This window comes from Streptomyces sp. NPDC054786 (genome assembly GCF_053611685.1).
Genome location: NZ_JBSHAW010000013.1, coordinates 1 through 14,615, shown reverse-complemented (window position 1 = coordinate 14,615; position 14,615 = coordinate 1). Strand labels below are relative to the sequence as shown.

Genomic DNA, 14,615 nt, shown 5'->3' with positions numbered 1-14,615 from the left:
TGAACAACCATGAAGTACACGCAGCTCGGACGCACCGGACTCAAGGTCAGCCGACTCGTCCTCGGGACGATGAACTTCGGGCCTCAGACGGACGAGGCCGACAGCCACACCATCATGGACGCCGCGCAGGGCGCGGGCGTCAACTTCTTCGACACCGCCAACGTCTACGGTTTTGGGGCCAACAAGGGCCGTACCGAAGAAATCGTCGGCTCGTGGTTCGCCAAGGGCGGCGGCCGGCGCGACAAGACCGTGCTGGGCACCAAGGTCTACGCCAACATGGCACCGGAAGGCGGCCCGGTCTGGCCCAACCACGACAAGCTCTCCGCGCTCAACATCCGGCGCTCGGTGGACGCGAGTCTCAAGCGGCTGGGCACCGACTACATCGACCTCTACCAGTTCCACCACGTCGACCGGGACACGCCCTGGGACGAGATCTGGCAGGCCATCGACGTCCTCGTCCAGCAGGGCAAGATCCTCTACGCCGGCTCGTCCAACCACGCCGGCTGGCACATCGCCCGCGCCAACGAGACGGCCGCCCGCCGCGGTTCGCTGGGCCTGGTCAGTGAGCAGTGCCTCTACAACCTCGCCGAGCGGCGCGCCGAGATGGAGGTCATCCCGGCCGCCCAGGGCTACGGCCTGGGCGTCATCCCCTGGTCCCCGCTGCACGGCGGGCTGCTGGGCGGCGCCCTGCGCAAGGAACGCGAGGGCGGCGCGGCCCGCTCGGGCGCCGGCCGCTCCGCCGATGCCCTCGCCAACTCCGCGATCCGTGCCCAGATCCAGTCCTACGAGGACCTGCTCGACAAGCACGGCCTGGAGCCCGGCGAGGTCGCCCTGGCCTGGCTCCTGACCCGCCCCGGCATCACCGGCCCGATCGTCGGCCCCCGCACCACGGACCAGCTCGCCTCCGCGCTGCGCGCCGTCGAACTGGAACTGCCGGACGAGCTCCTCGCCTCGCTGGACGAGATCTTCCCCGGCCCCGGCCCGACCCCGGAGGCCTTCGCCTGGTGAGCGCGTGGTGCGCCCGGCAGCCGGTCAGGCCGGCTGTCGGGCGCTCGGCAGCGGCCACGGCATCGCTCAGTGCAGCGCCGCCGCCACGACCACGACGACGAGCAGGACGGCGAGCAGGCCGGACATGATCCGGTTACGGGTTTTGGGGTCCACCCTCTGAGCGTAACCGGGGCAGATCCGAACGTTTCAGCGGCCCGGGGTACACGGCCGGCGGGCGGCGGCACGGAGGTACGCGGGCGGCGGCGGCACGGAGGTACCCGGCCACCCGGCCGACAGGAGTCCGGCGGTACCGGCCGCCGGGTCCGGCGGCGCTCAGTGGCCCAGCGGCCAGGTCCCCACCGTTTCGTACCGGGGCTGCTTGCCCGCCACGCCGGGGACGGGCGGATGGCTGCACACCAGGGAGAGTGCGCCGACCGTCCAAGAGGCCCCGGCGAAGTCCTTGAGGGCGGTCGCGTACGGGCGCAGGTCCAGGTCGGGGACGCGGTTTCTGGCGAGGGTGAGGTGGGGGGTGTACGGGCGGTGCTGCTCCTCCATGGAGATGCCGGCCCGGCGGGCCGCCGCCGACGCCGCGTCGGCGAGCGTGCGCATGGCGGGCCGGTCGCCGTCCGCCCCGGCCCACACCACCCGGTCCGAGAAGCGGCCGCCGCCGGCGATCCGCAGCGCGTAGGGGGCGCGGCGACCGGCGGCGCGGCCCAGGCGTTCCCGCAGGTCGGGGACGATCTCCTCGGGCACCTCGCCGTAGAAGGCAAGGGTGTAGTGCCAGCTGTCCCGGCCGGTCCACCGCAGCCGGTCGGCGGCCGGCAGCTGCTTCAACTGCGCTACCTCGGCGGCCAGTTCCTCGATCGCGGGCGCGGGGGGCAGGACGGCGGCGAAGAGTCTCATGCGGTCAGTGTGGCGCAGGGCTCGTGCCGTCCGGCGGATCAGCCGGGAAACGTGCCACCCCCGCCCGGAGGCCGGTCCCGGGCGGTTCGGGCCGGCCCCGGCCTGGGCGCGGGCCGGGCCGGCGGACGCGCTCCCGCCGGACCGCCCTACGCCGCCGGAGCCAGGTTCTGCTCCGCGGAGGCGGTGGTGGCCGAGACCCGGGGCACAAAGGCGACGTGCCGACGGCCACGCCGTAGGTCGATCTTGAGGCGCAGGCCGCCCACCCGGGCGAGGATCAGGCCGATGAGGGCCGCGGACACCATGGAGACCAGGCCGCCCGCCAGGAAGCCGATCCGGGCACCGAAGGCGTCGGTGATCCAGCCGACGACCGGTGCGCCCAGCGGGGTGCCGCCCACGAAGACCATCATGAACAGGCTCATCACCCGGCCGCGCATGAGCGGATCGGTGGCCATCTGGATGCTCGAATTGGCGGTGACGTTGATCGTCAGGCCGACCATGCCGATCGGGGCGAGGAGCGCCGCGAAGACCCAGAACGACGGCGCGAGCGCGGCCGCGATCTCCAGGGCGCCGAAGAGGATCGCCGCGCCGACCAGCATCCGCAGCCGGGAGGTGGCACGGCGGGCCGCGAGCAGTGCGCCGATCAGTGAACCGGCCGCCATCAGCCCGTTGAACAGGGAGTAGGTGCCGGCGCCCTGGTGGTAGACGTGGTAGACGAACGCGGTCAGCCAGATCGGGAAGTTGAAGCCGAAGGTCCCGATGAAGCCGACCAGGACGATGGGCCAGATCAGGTCGGGACGCCCCGACACATACCGCAGCCCCTCCCGCAACTGGCCCTTGCTGCGCGGGACACGGTCGACCTTGTGGAGTTCGGCGGTCCGCATCATCAGCAGGCCGGCGATCGGGGCGAGGAAGGAAAGGCCGTTGAGCAGAAAGGCCCAGCCGCTGCCGAAAGCGGTGATCAGGACACCGGCGACGGCGGGCCCTATCAGCCGCGCGGACTGAAAGTTGGCGGAGTTGAGGCTGACGGCGTTGCGCAGCTCGTCCTGGCCGACCATTTCGGAGACAAAGGCCTGCCGGGAGGGGTTGTCGACGACGGTGACCAGGCCGAGGACGAAGGCGACCAGGTAGACGTGCCAGACCTGCACATGGCCGCTCAGTGTGAGCACGGCGAGCGCGAGGCCGGTGAGGCCCATGGCGGACTGGGTGAACAGAAGCAGCTTGCGCTTGGCGAAGCGGTCGGCGATGACGCCGCCGTAGAGCCCGAAGAGCAGCATCGGCAGGAACTGCAGCGCGGTGGTGATGCCGACCGCGGCGGACGAGCCGGTGAGGCTGAGCACCAGCCAGTCCTGGGCGATGCGCTGCATCCAGGTGCCCGTGTTGGACACCACCTGGCCGGTGGCGAAGAGGCGGTAGTTACGAATTCGTAGGGAGCTGAACGTGCCCTTGCGCGGTGTGGCGGCGGGGCCTGCGGCGACACCCTGGGCGGTGCCCGGAGTGGTCGCGGTCGCGTCGTCGGAAACCGTGTCTTCTTGGGAGTTCGGTGCGGGGGCGGAGTCTGCTCCGGATCCCGTACTCAAAGTGGGTTCGCCTCCTCGGCCTCGGGTTTCTACAGCTGTGCGAGCTTCTCCAGCACGGGCGCGGCGGCCCGCACCTTCGCCCACTCGTCCTCGTCCAGCCCGGAGGCCAGCTCGGCGAGCCAGGCATTGCGCTTACGGCGGCTCTCTTCGAGCATCGCCTCGGCCTGTTCGGTCTGGGTGACGACCTTCTGACGGCGGTCGTCGGGGTGCGGTTCGAGCCGGACCAGTCCCTTGGCCTCCAGCATGGCCACGATGCGGGTCATCGACGGCGGCTGCACATGCTCCTTGCGGGCCAGCTCGCCGGGGGTGGCATGGCCGCACCGGGCGAGGGTGCCGAGCACCGACATCTCGGTGGGGCTCAGCGATTCGTCGACCCGCTGGTGCTTGAGTCGGCGGGACAGGCGCATCACGGCGGACCGCAGCGCGTTCACCGCGGCTGCGTCGTCTGGGGGCACCTCCCGGCCGTCAGGCTGGGGGCGGGACAGTTCCGGCATGGTCTTTAGCATAACTCATTACCCTTTCTAAGGAAAGCCAAGGGGTGCAGCCCTGCGGGGATCACCCATATGAGTGAGGACGCGGCCGAAAGTGACGCGCCTGACCGCGTACGGACGGGACCGTGTCCGTATGGGATCGGAAGTGCTCAGCCTGCGCGTGGACGGGGAACTGCTGGACCGCATGCGGCAGCACGCCGCAAAACGCGGAATGAGCGTCCAGGACTATGTGGTCCGGACGCTCATCCGCGAGGACTTCGACGAGCGCTTCCAGTCGTCGGTCGACGAGACGAAGAAGCTGGGGGTGCGCTGGCCCGCTACTTGACCCCGAGCACCTGCTCGATCGGGTCGAGCAGGAAGTAGATCAGGAAGCAGAGCCCGACGGCGTTCAGCAGCCAGGGGATCTCCTTGAAGCGGCCGGTCGCCGTGCGCAGCAGGATGAGGGCCAGGATGCCCATGCCGATGCCGTTGGTGATGCTGTAGGTGAACGGCATCGAGACCATCGTCAGGAACGCGGGGATGCCGACGGTGAAGTCGCCCCAGTCGATGTCCCGCACGTTCGAGGCCATGATCAGGAAGCCGACGACCAGCAGCGCGGGCGTCGCGGCCTGCGAGGGGACGACGGTCGCCAACGGCGTGAAGATCAGCGCGAGCAGGAAGAGTCCACCGGTCATCAGGTTCGCGAGACCGGTGCGGGCACCCTCGCCGACACCGGCCGTGGACTCCACGAAGCAGGTGTTGGCGGAGGCGGAGCCGAAGCCGCCGCCCGCGACCGCGAGGCCGTCGACCATGAGGATCCGGCCCATGTTCGGCAGCTGGCCGGTCTCGTTGTTCAGCAGCCCGGCCTCCTCGCCGACGCCGATGATGGTGCCCATCGCGTCGAAGAAGCCGGAGAGCAGCACGGTGAAGACGAACAGGCAGCCGGTCAGCACGCCGACTTCCTTGAAGCCGCCGAAGAGACTGATCTGACCGATCAGACCGAAGTCCGGGGTGTCGATGATCTTGTCCGGGACGTTGGGGACCGACAGGCCCCAGGCCGCGTCCGGGATATGGGCGACGGCGTTGATGATGATCGCGACGACGGCCATGGTGACCATGCCGATCAGGATCGCGCCCCTGACCTTCCGCACGATCAGCACGAACATCAGCACCAGGCCGAGGACGAAGACCAGCACCGGCCAGCCCTTGAGCTGTCCGCCCTGCCCCAGGCTCATCGGCACGGTGGTGTGCGCGGCGTCCGGGTTACGCGTCACAAAGCCGGCGTCGACCAGACCGATCAGCGAGATGAACAGGCCGATGCCGATGGCGATGGCCCGCCGCAGTCCGTTGGGGATCGCGTCCATCACCCGCTGCCGCAGCCCCGAGGCGACCAGGACCATCAGCACCAGACCGGCGAGCACGACCATGCCCATCGCGTCCGGCCAGCTCATCTTGGGCGCGAGCTGCAAAGAGACCACGGCATTGATGCCGAGGCCCGCGGCGATGGCGATCGGGACGTTGCCGATGACGCCCATCAGCACCGTGCTCAGACCGGCCATCAGCGCGGTGGCCGTGACCAGCTGGGCGTTGTCGAGATGATGGCCGAACTTATCGACTCCGGAGCCGAGAATGATCGGGTTCAGCACGATGATGTAGGCCATCGCGAAGAACGTCGCCAGGCCGCCGCGGAGTTCGCGACCGACCGTCGACCCCCGCTCAGAGATCTTGAAGAAGCGGTCGAAGCCGTTCTTGGGAGGCTTCGGACCGGGGTTTTCGAGGGTGTCGACCGGCGTGGTGGCCGAGGGGGGCATGCGGGGACCTCAGTCGGACGGGCCTGGGCAGGCGTGGGGGCCCGGGGGCCTGGAACACGTACAGAATCAGAAACAACCGGATCAGGTTGGATGAATAGACGAGCCAAACCAGCCGTATCCAGAAAGGTTCAGTATGAATAAACAAGCCGGTGATCGCTATCTCCGCGCGTAGACCCTTGTGGCGCAAGCACCCGGCAGGCCACCCCACAGCGTTCCGCGCCCTGCCCACCGCCGCCCGCGGCCCCCGCATTCCCTCCCCGTAAGCTGGCCACCATGTGGAAGAAGTCCGAACTGCGCGAGGCCCCGGCGCCTCTCGAGGGCCCCGTCGTCGGCACGATCACCGGCGGCACCATCATCTGGTTCGTGCTCTTCCTCGGCCAGCTCCCCTTCTACGGCTGGTTCGCCGACCACGGCCACACCTGGTGGGTGTGGACCTGCCTGGCCGGCGGCGGCCCCGGGCTGGTGGGCATCTGGTACGTCCGGGCACGGGACGCCGCGATCAGGCGCGCCGCGGCGACGGACGACCGGTCCTGAGCGCACACCCCCCACCACCCCGCCCAGCCGGCGGGTGAAGTGCGCATTCCGCCCGTAACGTCGAGGTCATGACGGAGCGGGCGAGGGCCGAGACCGAGCACTCCGGAGCGGGCCGCGAGCCGGCCCGACGGACCGCTCAGGAACCGGTCAACCCCGGACTGACCGCCGCCGAGGTCGCGGAGCGGGTCGCCCGGGGCGAGATCAACGACGTCCCCGTACGGTCCTCCCGCTCGGCCGCCGAGATCGTCCGCGCCAATGTCTTCACCCGCTTCAACGCCATCATCGGCGTGCTCTTCGTGATCATCCTGGTCGTCGGCCCGATCCAGGACGGCCTGTTCGGCTTTGTCATCGTCGCCAACACCGGCATCGGCATCGTCCAGGAGCTGCGCGCCAAGAGGACCCTGGACAGCCTGGCGGTCATCGGCGAGGCGCGGCCGACCGTCCGGCGCGACGGGGTCGCCGTCGAGATCCCCACCTATGAAGTGGTCCTCGGCGATGTCATCGAACTCGGTCCCGGTGACAAGGTCATCGTCGACGGCGAGGTGCTGGAGAGCGACGGCCTGGAGGTCGACGAGTCGCTGCTGACCGGCGAGGCCGATCCGGTCCTCAAGAAGCCCGGCGACCGGATGATGTCCGGCAGCTTCGTCGTCGCGGGCAGCGGTGCCTTCACCGCGACCAAGGTCGGCCGCCAGGCGTACGCGGCCCGGCTCGCCGAGGAGGCCAGCCGCTTCACCCTGGTCCACTCCGAGCTGCGCACCGGCATCAGCCGGATCCTCAAGTACGTGACCTGGATGATGATTCCGACCGCGATCGGTCTCATCCTGAGCCATCTGCTCACCCTCGGTCTGCCGGGCGACGAGGCCATCCGCCGGATGGTCGCCGGCATCGTGCCGATGATCCCCGAGGGCCTGGTGCTGCTCACCTCCGTCGCCTTCGCGATCGGCGTCATCCGGCTCGGCCGCAAGAAGTGCCTGGTACAGGAGCTGCCCGCCATCGAGGGGCTGGCCCGGGTCGATGTGGTGTGCCTGGACAAGACCGGCACGCTCACCGAGGGCGGGATGGACGTCAACGGGCTGCGCTCCCTCGACGGCGACGAGGCGCACGTGGAGAAGGTGCTGGGCGCGCTCGGCGCATGCGATCCGCGGCCCAATGCCTCCCTCCAGGCGATCATCGAGGCATATCCGGCGGACGACGGCTGGCGGTGCACCCGGGCGCTGCCGTTCTCCTCCGCCCGCAAATACAGCGGCGCCGCCCTCAACGGCCCGGACGGCGAGAGCACCACCTGGCTGCTCGGCGCCCCGGACGTCCTGCTGCCACCCGCCGACCATCACCTCACCGAGATCGACGGCCTCAACGCACAGGGCCTGCGCGTACTGCTGCTGGCCCGCACCGAACGGGAGCTGGACGACCCCGAGGTCACCGCGGCCCTACGGCCCACCGCGCTGGTCGTCCTGGAACAGCGGCTGCGCCCGGACGCCCCCGACACTCTGCACTACTTCGCGGAACAGGGCGTCCAGGCCAAGGTGATCTCCGGCGACAACGCGGTGTCGGTGGGCGCGGTGGCCGGCAAACTGGGGCTGCCGGGCGCGGACGACCCGGTGGACGCGCGCGAACTGCCCGGCGACACGGCCGCCATGGCGGCCGCGGTCGAAAAGGCCGCGGTCTTCGGCCGGGTCACCCCCCAGCAGAAGCGGGAGATGGTCGCGGCCCTGCAGTCCCGCGGTCACACCGTCGCGATGACCGGCGACGGCGTCAATGACGTACTCGCCCTCAAGGACGCCGACATCGGCGTCGCGATGGGCTCCGGCTCGGAGGCGACCCGCGCCGTCGCCCAGATCGTCCTGCTCAACAACAGCTTCGCGACGCTGCCTTCGGTCGTCGCCGAGGGCCGTCGGGTCATCGGCAACATCACCCGGGTCGCCACCCTCTTCCTCACCAAGACCGTCTACTCCGTCCTGCTGGCGATCCTGGTGGCCTGCTGCCAGATCCCCTACCCGTACCTGCCGCGGCATCTGACGCTGCTCTCCACCCTGACCATCGGCATCCCCGCGTTCTTCCTCGCCCTGGCCCCCAACAACGAGCGCGCCAAACCGCACTTCGTCCGCCGGGTGATGCGCTACGCGGTGCCGTCCGGCCTGATCACCGGCCTCGCCGCCTTCACCACCTACCTGCTCGCCCGCAGCTACTACACCGGCCCCCACGCCCTGCCCGCCGAGACCAGTGCCGCGACCCTGACCCTCTTCCTCGCCGCGATGTGGGTACTGGTGATCATCGCCCGCCCCTACACCTGGTGGCGGATCGCCCTGGTCCTGGCGATGGGCCTGGCCTTCGTCGCCGTCCTCGCCACCCCCGCGCTGCAGACGTTCTTCGACCTGCGCCTGGTCGGCACGACGATGCCGTGGGCGGCCGTCGCCATCGCGGTGGCGGCGGCGGTGCTGCTGGAGATCACCTGGCGGTGGGTGGCCCGACGGTTCCCGGCCTGACGAAGGGGGCCGGCGCCTCGGCCCGGCCCGCGGAAACGGGGCCGGAACCTCAGCCCCGCCCCCGAGCGCGGCCCGGCAATCCGGCCCGGCCACCGCGGCCACCCCGCCATCCCGACGCCCGCCCCGCCTCCCCTAGAGTCCGTGTCCATGACATTCCACCACTCAGCAGCCCGCGCCTTCGAACTGCTGGCACGCTCGCACCACCACTCCAGCCACTACGGCGGCCACTACGGCACCCACTCCCCCGGCGCCTCGTTCGGCGGCGCCTGGTGGATGATCCCGGTCGGCGTCGTGCTCGGGGTCGGCTGGGTGTTCGTGAAGCGGCTGCGGGCCAGGTGAGCGACGGCCGCTGCGCGCATCGCGCGCTACGGGGCTGAGGGGGAACCCGTGCTTCCCCGCTCCGCGGGCGGTGCGAAGGGCCGAAGAGGACCTGCCCGGCCGATACCCCGGGCGCTGTTGCCGTACTACGCTCCTGCCCCATGACATTCCACGGGGACCTGGCGTACAGGGTGCTGGCGAGCTCGCATCGCCACTACCACCACCACACCGGCGGCCACTACAGCGGCACCGGTGACGGCACCATCGACTGGTGGGTGTGGCCCCTCCTCGCCCTCTCCGCGATCGTCGTCGTCTGGAGCCTCGTCAAGAGATTCCGCTCGAACTGACCCCTATGGTGCGCATCGTGCGCACGCCCCCGGCGCGGACAGCCGAGCACCCCGGCTCTCCGCAACGCGTCGCACGTCCCGCAGCACGTCTGCCAACCCCCGGGCGAGGAACCGCAGCTCGCGGCTGGTGACCTGACGACCGGCGAGCATGTCCTCCGCGTGACCGAGAATGTCGTCCGCCATGCCGAGCTGTACGCCCTCGACCTCGTCAGCGACCCGGGAGACATACCCGCCGCCCTCACCCACGAGATAACAGGGCTTGCCGTCGGGACCCGACCAGGGCAGGAGCCGTACGGGGCCGTGGTGTTCCTCCGTCACGCCGGAAGGTTTCTCGATAGCGTGATTCATGTCGTCGACCTCCATAGGGCTGATGACCACACCCCCGGACCGTGGCAGCGGTCGCGGGGGCCTTTCGTCATCACTCAGCATTGCTGACGGAATACGCTGAGTGCACGCCGTAGGTGTCACCAAAGTCCGCCAGTGGACAGCGAGTTGAAGGTGTGTTCGAGCAGTGGAGCTGAACAACGAGGACGACGACAGGGCCACCCCACGCTCGGTACTGGGCCGGCGCTTACGCCGCCTGCGGGAGGCCGCGGACCTTTCGCAGCGAGCCCTCGCCGACAAGGTCGGCTACCCGCATACGTACCTCAGCCGGGTGGAGCGGGGGGAGCAGTTGCCGTCCGAAGCGCTGGCCGAGGCCCTGGACGCACACTTCGCCACGGACGGACTCTTCGTCGAGTTGCTGTCCATGGCGCAGGATGCCTCGATTCCGGACTACGGACGGGCGGTAGTTCATGGAGAATCCAAGGCCGCTCGCATTCAGGTATTCGAGAGCAGCCTGATTCCCGGACTCCTGCAAACCGACGATTACGCCCATGCCCTGATTCGGAAATCACTTCCCGGCGAGCGCGAGGAACGAGTAAGCGAACTGGCCGCAGCACGGATGCGCCGCAAGCGCGTATTCGACAAGGCAGAACCACCCTTCTATTGGGCAATCATGGACGAAGCTGCGCTAAGGCGCCCAGTCGGGGGCGTAAAGTGCATGGCCGGGCAGATTCACCACATACTCACGATGACCCAGTTGCCGCACACGTCGATTCAGATTCTGCCCTTCAGGCAGGGGGAACATCCGCTGCTGGCGGGGAGTTTGACCCTGCTCACCCTCAGGAACGGCACGACGACCGGATATGCCGAGAGCTTCGCTTCAGGTGAGTCGGTGGAGTCGCCGCGACGCGTCCTCCAGCTCACTCAGCGCTTTGATATTGCTCGCTCCATGGCATTGCCGGAGAGCGGATCTCTCGATTTGATCCGCAGTTACCTGAGAGACTATGAAGATGAAGAAGATTCCTGACGCATTTGGTCTGGTCGGCTGGCGCAAGTCCAGCTACAGCAACGGCGAGGGCGCCGCGTGCATCGAGGTCGCCGACGGAATGCCCGGCACCGTCCCCGTTCGCGACTCCAAGAACCCGACCGGTCCCGCGCTGGCCTTCCGTGCGGACGGCTGGGCCTCCTTCATCACCGCCGTCAAGAGCGGAGAGTTCGCAGGCTGAGCCGGTCCCCGCAACGCCCCATGGAAGCGGCCCCCGCCGCAGCGCGACGGAGGCCGTACCCATACTGATCAGCCGTCAGTCGAACCACCGCGCCCGCGCCAGCTCCTCCCCCCGCTCCGGGTCTTCCAGGAGGGCGGCGACCTCGAAGCGGCGGGGCCATTGGGCCGCTGCCCAGGCCAGGGCCGCCGCGACGCCCTCCAGTGTCGCGGCGTGGAGGGTGCCGTCCGGTGTCCGGCGCCAGTCCAGTTCGGTGGTGTCGTCGGGGCTGTCGCCGACGAGCAGTTCCTCGTGTTCGAGGTATGCCTCGGGGGTGGCGGCGCCGAGCAGTACGCGGACGGCCTCGGGCACCTCGTGGCGTACGCCCTCGGAGCGGACCTCGGCGCTGACCGCCTCGCTCAGCCGGCGGACCTGCAGCAGCTCCGCCAGCTCGGCGGCGCGGGCCGGGCGCACCGGAAGCAGGGCGAGGCCGGCCGCCAGCGGCACCAGGTCCGGTGCGTCGGCGACCACCGCATCCGCCGCGTCCACCACCCGGACCTCCTCGTCGAGCACGACCCGCAGCTCGTCGGGCAGGGTCACCTGATCGGGGTCGAGGTCCGCCAGCAGGCCGTAGATCGCGTGGAGTTGTGCGGCGCCGACGGGCAGCTCGGGGTCGGCGAGCCGGGTCAGCAGTTCCGCGGCGCCGCCGGGCTCGTCCAGGAGCGCGGCGACGGACGTGCGGACGCCGAGGGCGCGCAGCACCTGCGCATCGACCTCGCCCGCATCCGCGGACTCGTACAGCCCGGCCAGCAGCGGATCGCCGCCCGCCGAGCGCAGACCGGCGGGCCGGCGTCCGTCGAGCACCGGGTGTCCGCGCAGCCACCAGGCGGTGTACGGGCGGACGGATTCGGTGGTGCCGTCGGGGAGCAGCACCCGCACCGGGGCGGTCAGGGCGTCGCGCAGGGGCGGGCGGGAGAGCATGGCCAGCACCTCGGGCCAGGCGTCGTCGTCGACCAGATCGAGGTCGCGCACCGCCACCAGTTCGGTCACCACCGGCGGTACGGGAGTCTCCGGCAGCGCGTCGAGGATGTCCTCGCACCACACGTCCACCGCGTCCAGCAGCCCGACGTCGTCCGGCTCGGCGAAGTCCCCGTCCCGCGGCTCCATTTCGTCCGGGTCGAGCACCACATCGGTGGCCCGTACGAGCGCGAAGTCGGCCATGACGCCGACGGCCGTCAGCGGCTGCTCGCCCCATCGCTCGGTCAACTCCGCGTCACAGGCGGCGAGTTCACCCTCCCGGATGACCCGCTCGAAGGCGCTGCCCGGGTACACCAGCTCGCCCGCCGGCGCCAGCTCGCCGTCCTCGTCGGGCAGGGCGAGCGCCCCGAGCCAGGGCTCGTCGCCCGGCGCCAGGTTGGCGTCCCGGACCAGCCCGAGCACGGTCTCCGCCAGCTCCTCGGCGCCCAGCGGAGCTCCCGCCCCGCCCTCGGTCTCGTCGGCGAAGACGTCGTAGGCGTCCTCGTCCGCGTCCAGCGAGTTCGCCACGGCCGCGCGCACCTGGGGGGTGGTCAGTACGGCGCGGGGTGCGGCCGGGGTGGCGCCCAGCTTCTCCAGCAGGGGGTGCACCGCGTCGGGGTGGGCGACCTTCAGTCCGAGCCGGGCGAGCGTACGGTGCCGGGCCGCGGCGTCCTCGTCGGAGCCGCCACCGGGCAGCGGCAGCAGCACCTGGCGCGGCCCGATCGTGGTCCGGACACCGCTGCCCGCGCCGGGCCCCTGGCCCGCCGTGCCCGCCAGCGGCACCGGCAGCCCGCTGAGCCGGTCCGGGTCGGTGCCGGCCAGCGCGTCATAGAGCCGCCACCACCAGCCGGGCGAGCGTTCGACGCCCGCCAGTCGGTCGACCATCTCGCCGAGTCCCACCCGGGCCACACCCAGCGCCCGCAGCTCCGGGCGGCGTTCGAGGCCGGCCGGCAGCAGGCTGGGGAACAGCTCGGCCAGTACCCCGACCGTCGCCGCGCCCGCGCCCTCCACCAATTCGGCATCCACCGGGCGCAGCACGAAGCGGTCCACGCCGCCGTCGCCCTCGTCCCACTCGTCCGCCGCCGGTGCCTCGGGCTCGGCGGCCCGGCCACCGGGCGCACCCGCGCTCGGCAGGAACCGCACCCGGGGCAGCAGCTCCAGCACCTGCCGGCGCAGCTCACCGTCCAGACCGCCCTTGCCCAGCGGCCCCGGCACCAGGTCGAGGGTGCCCACCGACACCGGCTGCCAGTCGCCCAGCAGCGTCGCGTAGGTCGCGGCCGCCCGCTCCACCAGGAAGTCCGTCAGCGGGCCGGGCGCGACATGCCGCCGGGTCGGCTCCAGGGGGAACGAGGCGATCAACAGCGCGGGCAGTCCCAGCGGCTCGTCCGTGGGCGTCGGCGCATGCACCACTGGCGCCGTCCCCGGCCGCGCCGGTGCGCCCTCGTCGTCCACCGGCACCGCCCAGGTCACCGACCAGGCCGGCCGCAGCCGCTCCTCGACGGGCCGGTCCGCCAGCAGCGCCGCGTCCAGCGGACCGCCGTCGCCCGCCACCCGCCACCGGGTGGCGCCGCGCTCGCTGTCCTCGATCAGGACGTAGGGGCCGTCCTGACTCCGCCTCAGCTCCCGTACATGCTCGGGGGTCTCGATCACGACCTCGGCCAGCCCCGGCAGGGTCAGCAACAGCGCCGCATCGATCCCGTCCAGCAGCCGCTCGGCGAGATCCTGCGCCGCGACGTCCCGCAGCGGCAGCACGACGGCGGTGTCGTACCCCTCGGGCGCCCCGCCCTCCGCGGGCAGCGGCAGCCGCAGCAGCGGGACATGGCCGTCGCGCCGGCGCAGCTCACCGCCCAGGCCGGGGCTGTGCGCCGCGACCTCCTCCGCCATCGCCCGCGCCTCGGCCAGCGACCAGCGCACCCCGCCGGTACGGCCCACCAGCGCCGGCTCGTCGCTCACGGACAGCACCGCGGCGAAGCCCACGCCGAACCGCCCGACCGCACCGGCCGACGCACTGGCCTCCCGCTTCGCGGAGGCGCGCAGCGTCGACAGCGACTCGACGCCGGTGGCGTCCAGCGGGGCGCCGGTGTTGGACGCGACGAGTACGGCGGGAGCGTCGCCGTCGGCCGCGTGCAGGGTCAGCCGCAGCCGGCCGGGGACGCCCGCCCGCGCCGCCGCGTCCGCCGCGTTCTGCGCCAGCTCCACGGCGAGCCGGTCCCGGTAGCCGCCGAGCGCCAGGTCCTCCTCGGCATTGGCATCCTCCCGGAACCGGGCCGGCGAGGCGGCCCAGGCATCCAGCACGCCACGCCGCAGTCGGGCCGTCCCGAACGGGTCTCCGGCTGCGCCTCGCACCCACGACGTAGCTGTCACTGTCCGTCTCCCTAAGCGTGTGTCGGTGGGCCGACGGTATCGCCCCACGTCTGCGGGTGCCCCGCCGTGCCTGTTTCCCGCCTTCGGCGGTCGTTTTCCCCGCCTTCGGCGGGAGGTGTGTCCGCCTACGGCGGGAGGGGGTGTTCGGGGTGGGGCCCTGAGTTTGTGGGGTGCCGGGTTCGGGGCCTCCGGGGTGGGTGTGCGGACTGCTTCGCTTTACGTCCGAACACCCACCCTGCTCCAGCAGGAACGCGCGCCGGTAGCACTTGTTCGTGGAG

At 71.1% G+C, this 14,615-nt stretch carries 14 protein-coding genes; 8 read left to right on the top strand and 6 right to left on the bottom strand.

Annotated features, from left to right (window positions below; genetic code table 11):
• Positions 1–9: 9 nt before the first annotated feature.
• A complete protein-coding gene (locus ACWGI6_RS13140; protein ID WP_453267568.1) occupies positions 10–1,008 on the top strand; it encodes an aldo/keto reductase in 999 nt (332 codons plus the stop codon).
• A 312-nt stretch (positions 1,009–1,320) separates the two neighbouring features.
• Here the strand turns inward: ACWGI6_RS13140 and thpR are convergent, their stop codons facing one another.
• From thpR to ACWGI6_RS13125, 3 genes are all read right to left on the bottom strand, one after another.
• A complete protein-coding gene (thpR, locus tag ACWGI6_RS13135; protein WP_453267567.1) occupies positions 1,321–1,890 on the bottom strand; it encodes an RNA 2',3'-cyclic phosphodiesterase in 570 nt (189 codons plus the stop codon).
• A gap of 146 nt (positions 1,891–2,036) precedes the next feature.
• Complete coding sequence (locus ACWGI6_RS13130) at positions 2,037–3,467, bottom strand: MFS transporter (protein WP_453267566.1); 1,431 nt, start codon at positions 3,465–3,467, stop codon at positions 2,037–2,039.
• A gap of 29 nt (positions 3,468–3,496) precedes the next feature.
• The gene (locus ACWGI6_RS13125; RefSeq protein ID WP_128505212.1) at positions 3,497–3,961 is read right to left on the bottom strand and encodes a MarR family winged helix-turn-helix transcriptional regulator; all 465 of its coding nucleotides are present in this window, start codon (positions 3,959–3,961) and stop codon (positions 3,497–3,499) included.
• A gap of 130 nt (positions 3,962–4,091) precedes the next feature.
• Between ACWGI6_RS13125 and ACWGI6_RS13120 the strand changes: the two genes are divergently transcribed.
• Positions 4,092–4,283: a hypothetical protein gene (locus tag ACWGI6_RS13120; RefSeq protein ID WP_453267565.1), complete on the top strand. Its 192-nt coding sequence runs from the start codon at positions 4,092–4,094 to the stop codon at positions 4,281–4,283.
• Here the strand turns inward: ACWGI6_RS13120 and ACWGI6_RS13115 are convergent.
• Complete coding sequence (locus tag ACWGI6_RS13115) at positions 4,276–5,748, bottom strand: NCS2 family permease (RefSeq protein WP_453267564.1); 1,473 nt, start codon at positions 5,746–5,748, stop codon at positions 4,276–4,278. The two genes, ACWGI6_RS13120 and ACWGI6_RS13115, sit on opposite strands and share 8 nt — an antisense overlap.
• A 273-nt stretch (positions 5,749–6,021) precedes the next feature.
• Between ACWGI6_RS13115 and ACWGI6_RS13110 the strand changes: the two genes are divergently transcribed.
• The 4 genes from ACWGI6_RS13110 to ACWGI6_RS13095 all read left to right on the top strand — a co-directional run bounded on the left by ACWGI6_RS13110 (position 6,022) and on the right by ACWGI6_RS13095 (position 9,430).
• Positions 6,022–6,282, top strand: coding sequence for a DUF2530 domain-containing protein (locus ACWGI6_RS13110; protein WP_453267563.1), 261 nt, complete (start codon positions 6,022–6,024; stop codon positions 6,280–6,282).
• A 68-nt stretch (positions 6,283–6,350) separates the two neighbouring features.
• Positions 6,351–8,765: an HAD-IC family P-type ATPase gene (locus tag ACWGI6_RS13105; protein WP_453267562.1), complete on the top strand. Its 2,415-nt coding sequence runs from the start codon at positions 6,351–6,353 to the stop codon at positions 8,763–8,765.
• Between the two features lie 147 nt (positions 8,766–8,912).
• A complete protein-coding gene (locus ACWGI6_RS13100; protein ID WP_453267561.1) occupies positions 8,913–9,104 on the top strand; it encodes a hypothetical protein in 192 nt (63 codons plus the stop codon).
• 140 nt (positions 9,105–9,244) lie between these two features.
• Positions 9,245–9,430, top strand: a complete 186-nt coding sequence (locus ACWGI6_RS13095; RefSeq protein ID WP_453267560.1) for a hypothetical protein — start codon at positions 9,245–9,247, stop codon at positions 9,428–9,430.
• A 3-nt stretch (positions 9,431–9,433) separates the two neighbouring features.
• Here the strand turns inward: ACWGI6_RS13095 and ACWGI6_RS13090 are convergent, their stop codons facing one another.
• A complete protein-coding gene (locus ACWGI6_RS13090; protein ID WP_453267559.1) occupies positions 9,434–9,778 on the bottom strand; it encodes a hypothetical protein in 345 nt (114 codons plus the stop codon).
• 163 nt (positions 9,779–9,941) lie between these two features.
• Between ACWGI6_RS13090 and ACWGI6_RS13085 the strand changes: the two genes are divergently transcribed.
• Positions 9,942–10,781 carry a helix-turn-helix domain-containing protein gene (locus ACWGI6_RS13085; RefSeq protein ID WP_453267558.1) on the top strand — a complete coding sequence of 280 codons (840 nt, stop codon included), beginning with the start codon at positions 9,942–9,944 and terminating at the stop codon, positions 10,779–10,781.
• Positions 10,759–10,980: a DUF397 domain-containing protein gene (locus tag ACWGI6_RS13080; protein ID WP_453267557.1), complete on the top strand. Its 222-nt coding sequence runs from the start codon at positions 10,759–10,761 to the stop codon at positions 10,978–10,980. The genes ACWGI6_RS13085 and ACWGI6_RS13080 overlap by 23 nt, the downstream gene beginning before the upstream one ends.
• 75 nt (positions 10,981–11,055) lie before the next feature.
• Here ACWGI6_RS13080 and ACWGI6_RS13075 read toward each other — a convergent pair whose 3' ends face one another.
• A complete protein-coding gene (locus ACWGI6_RS13075; protein WP_453267556.1) occupies positions 11,056–14,337 on the bottom strand; it encodes a sacsin N-terminal ATP-binding-like domain-containing protein in 3,282 nt (1,093 codons plus the stop codon).
• Positions 14,338–14,615: the final 278 nt, after the last annotated feature.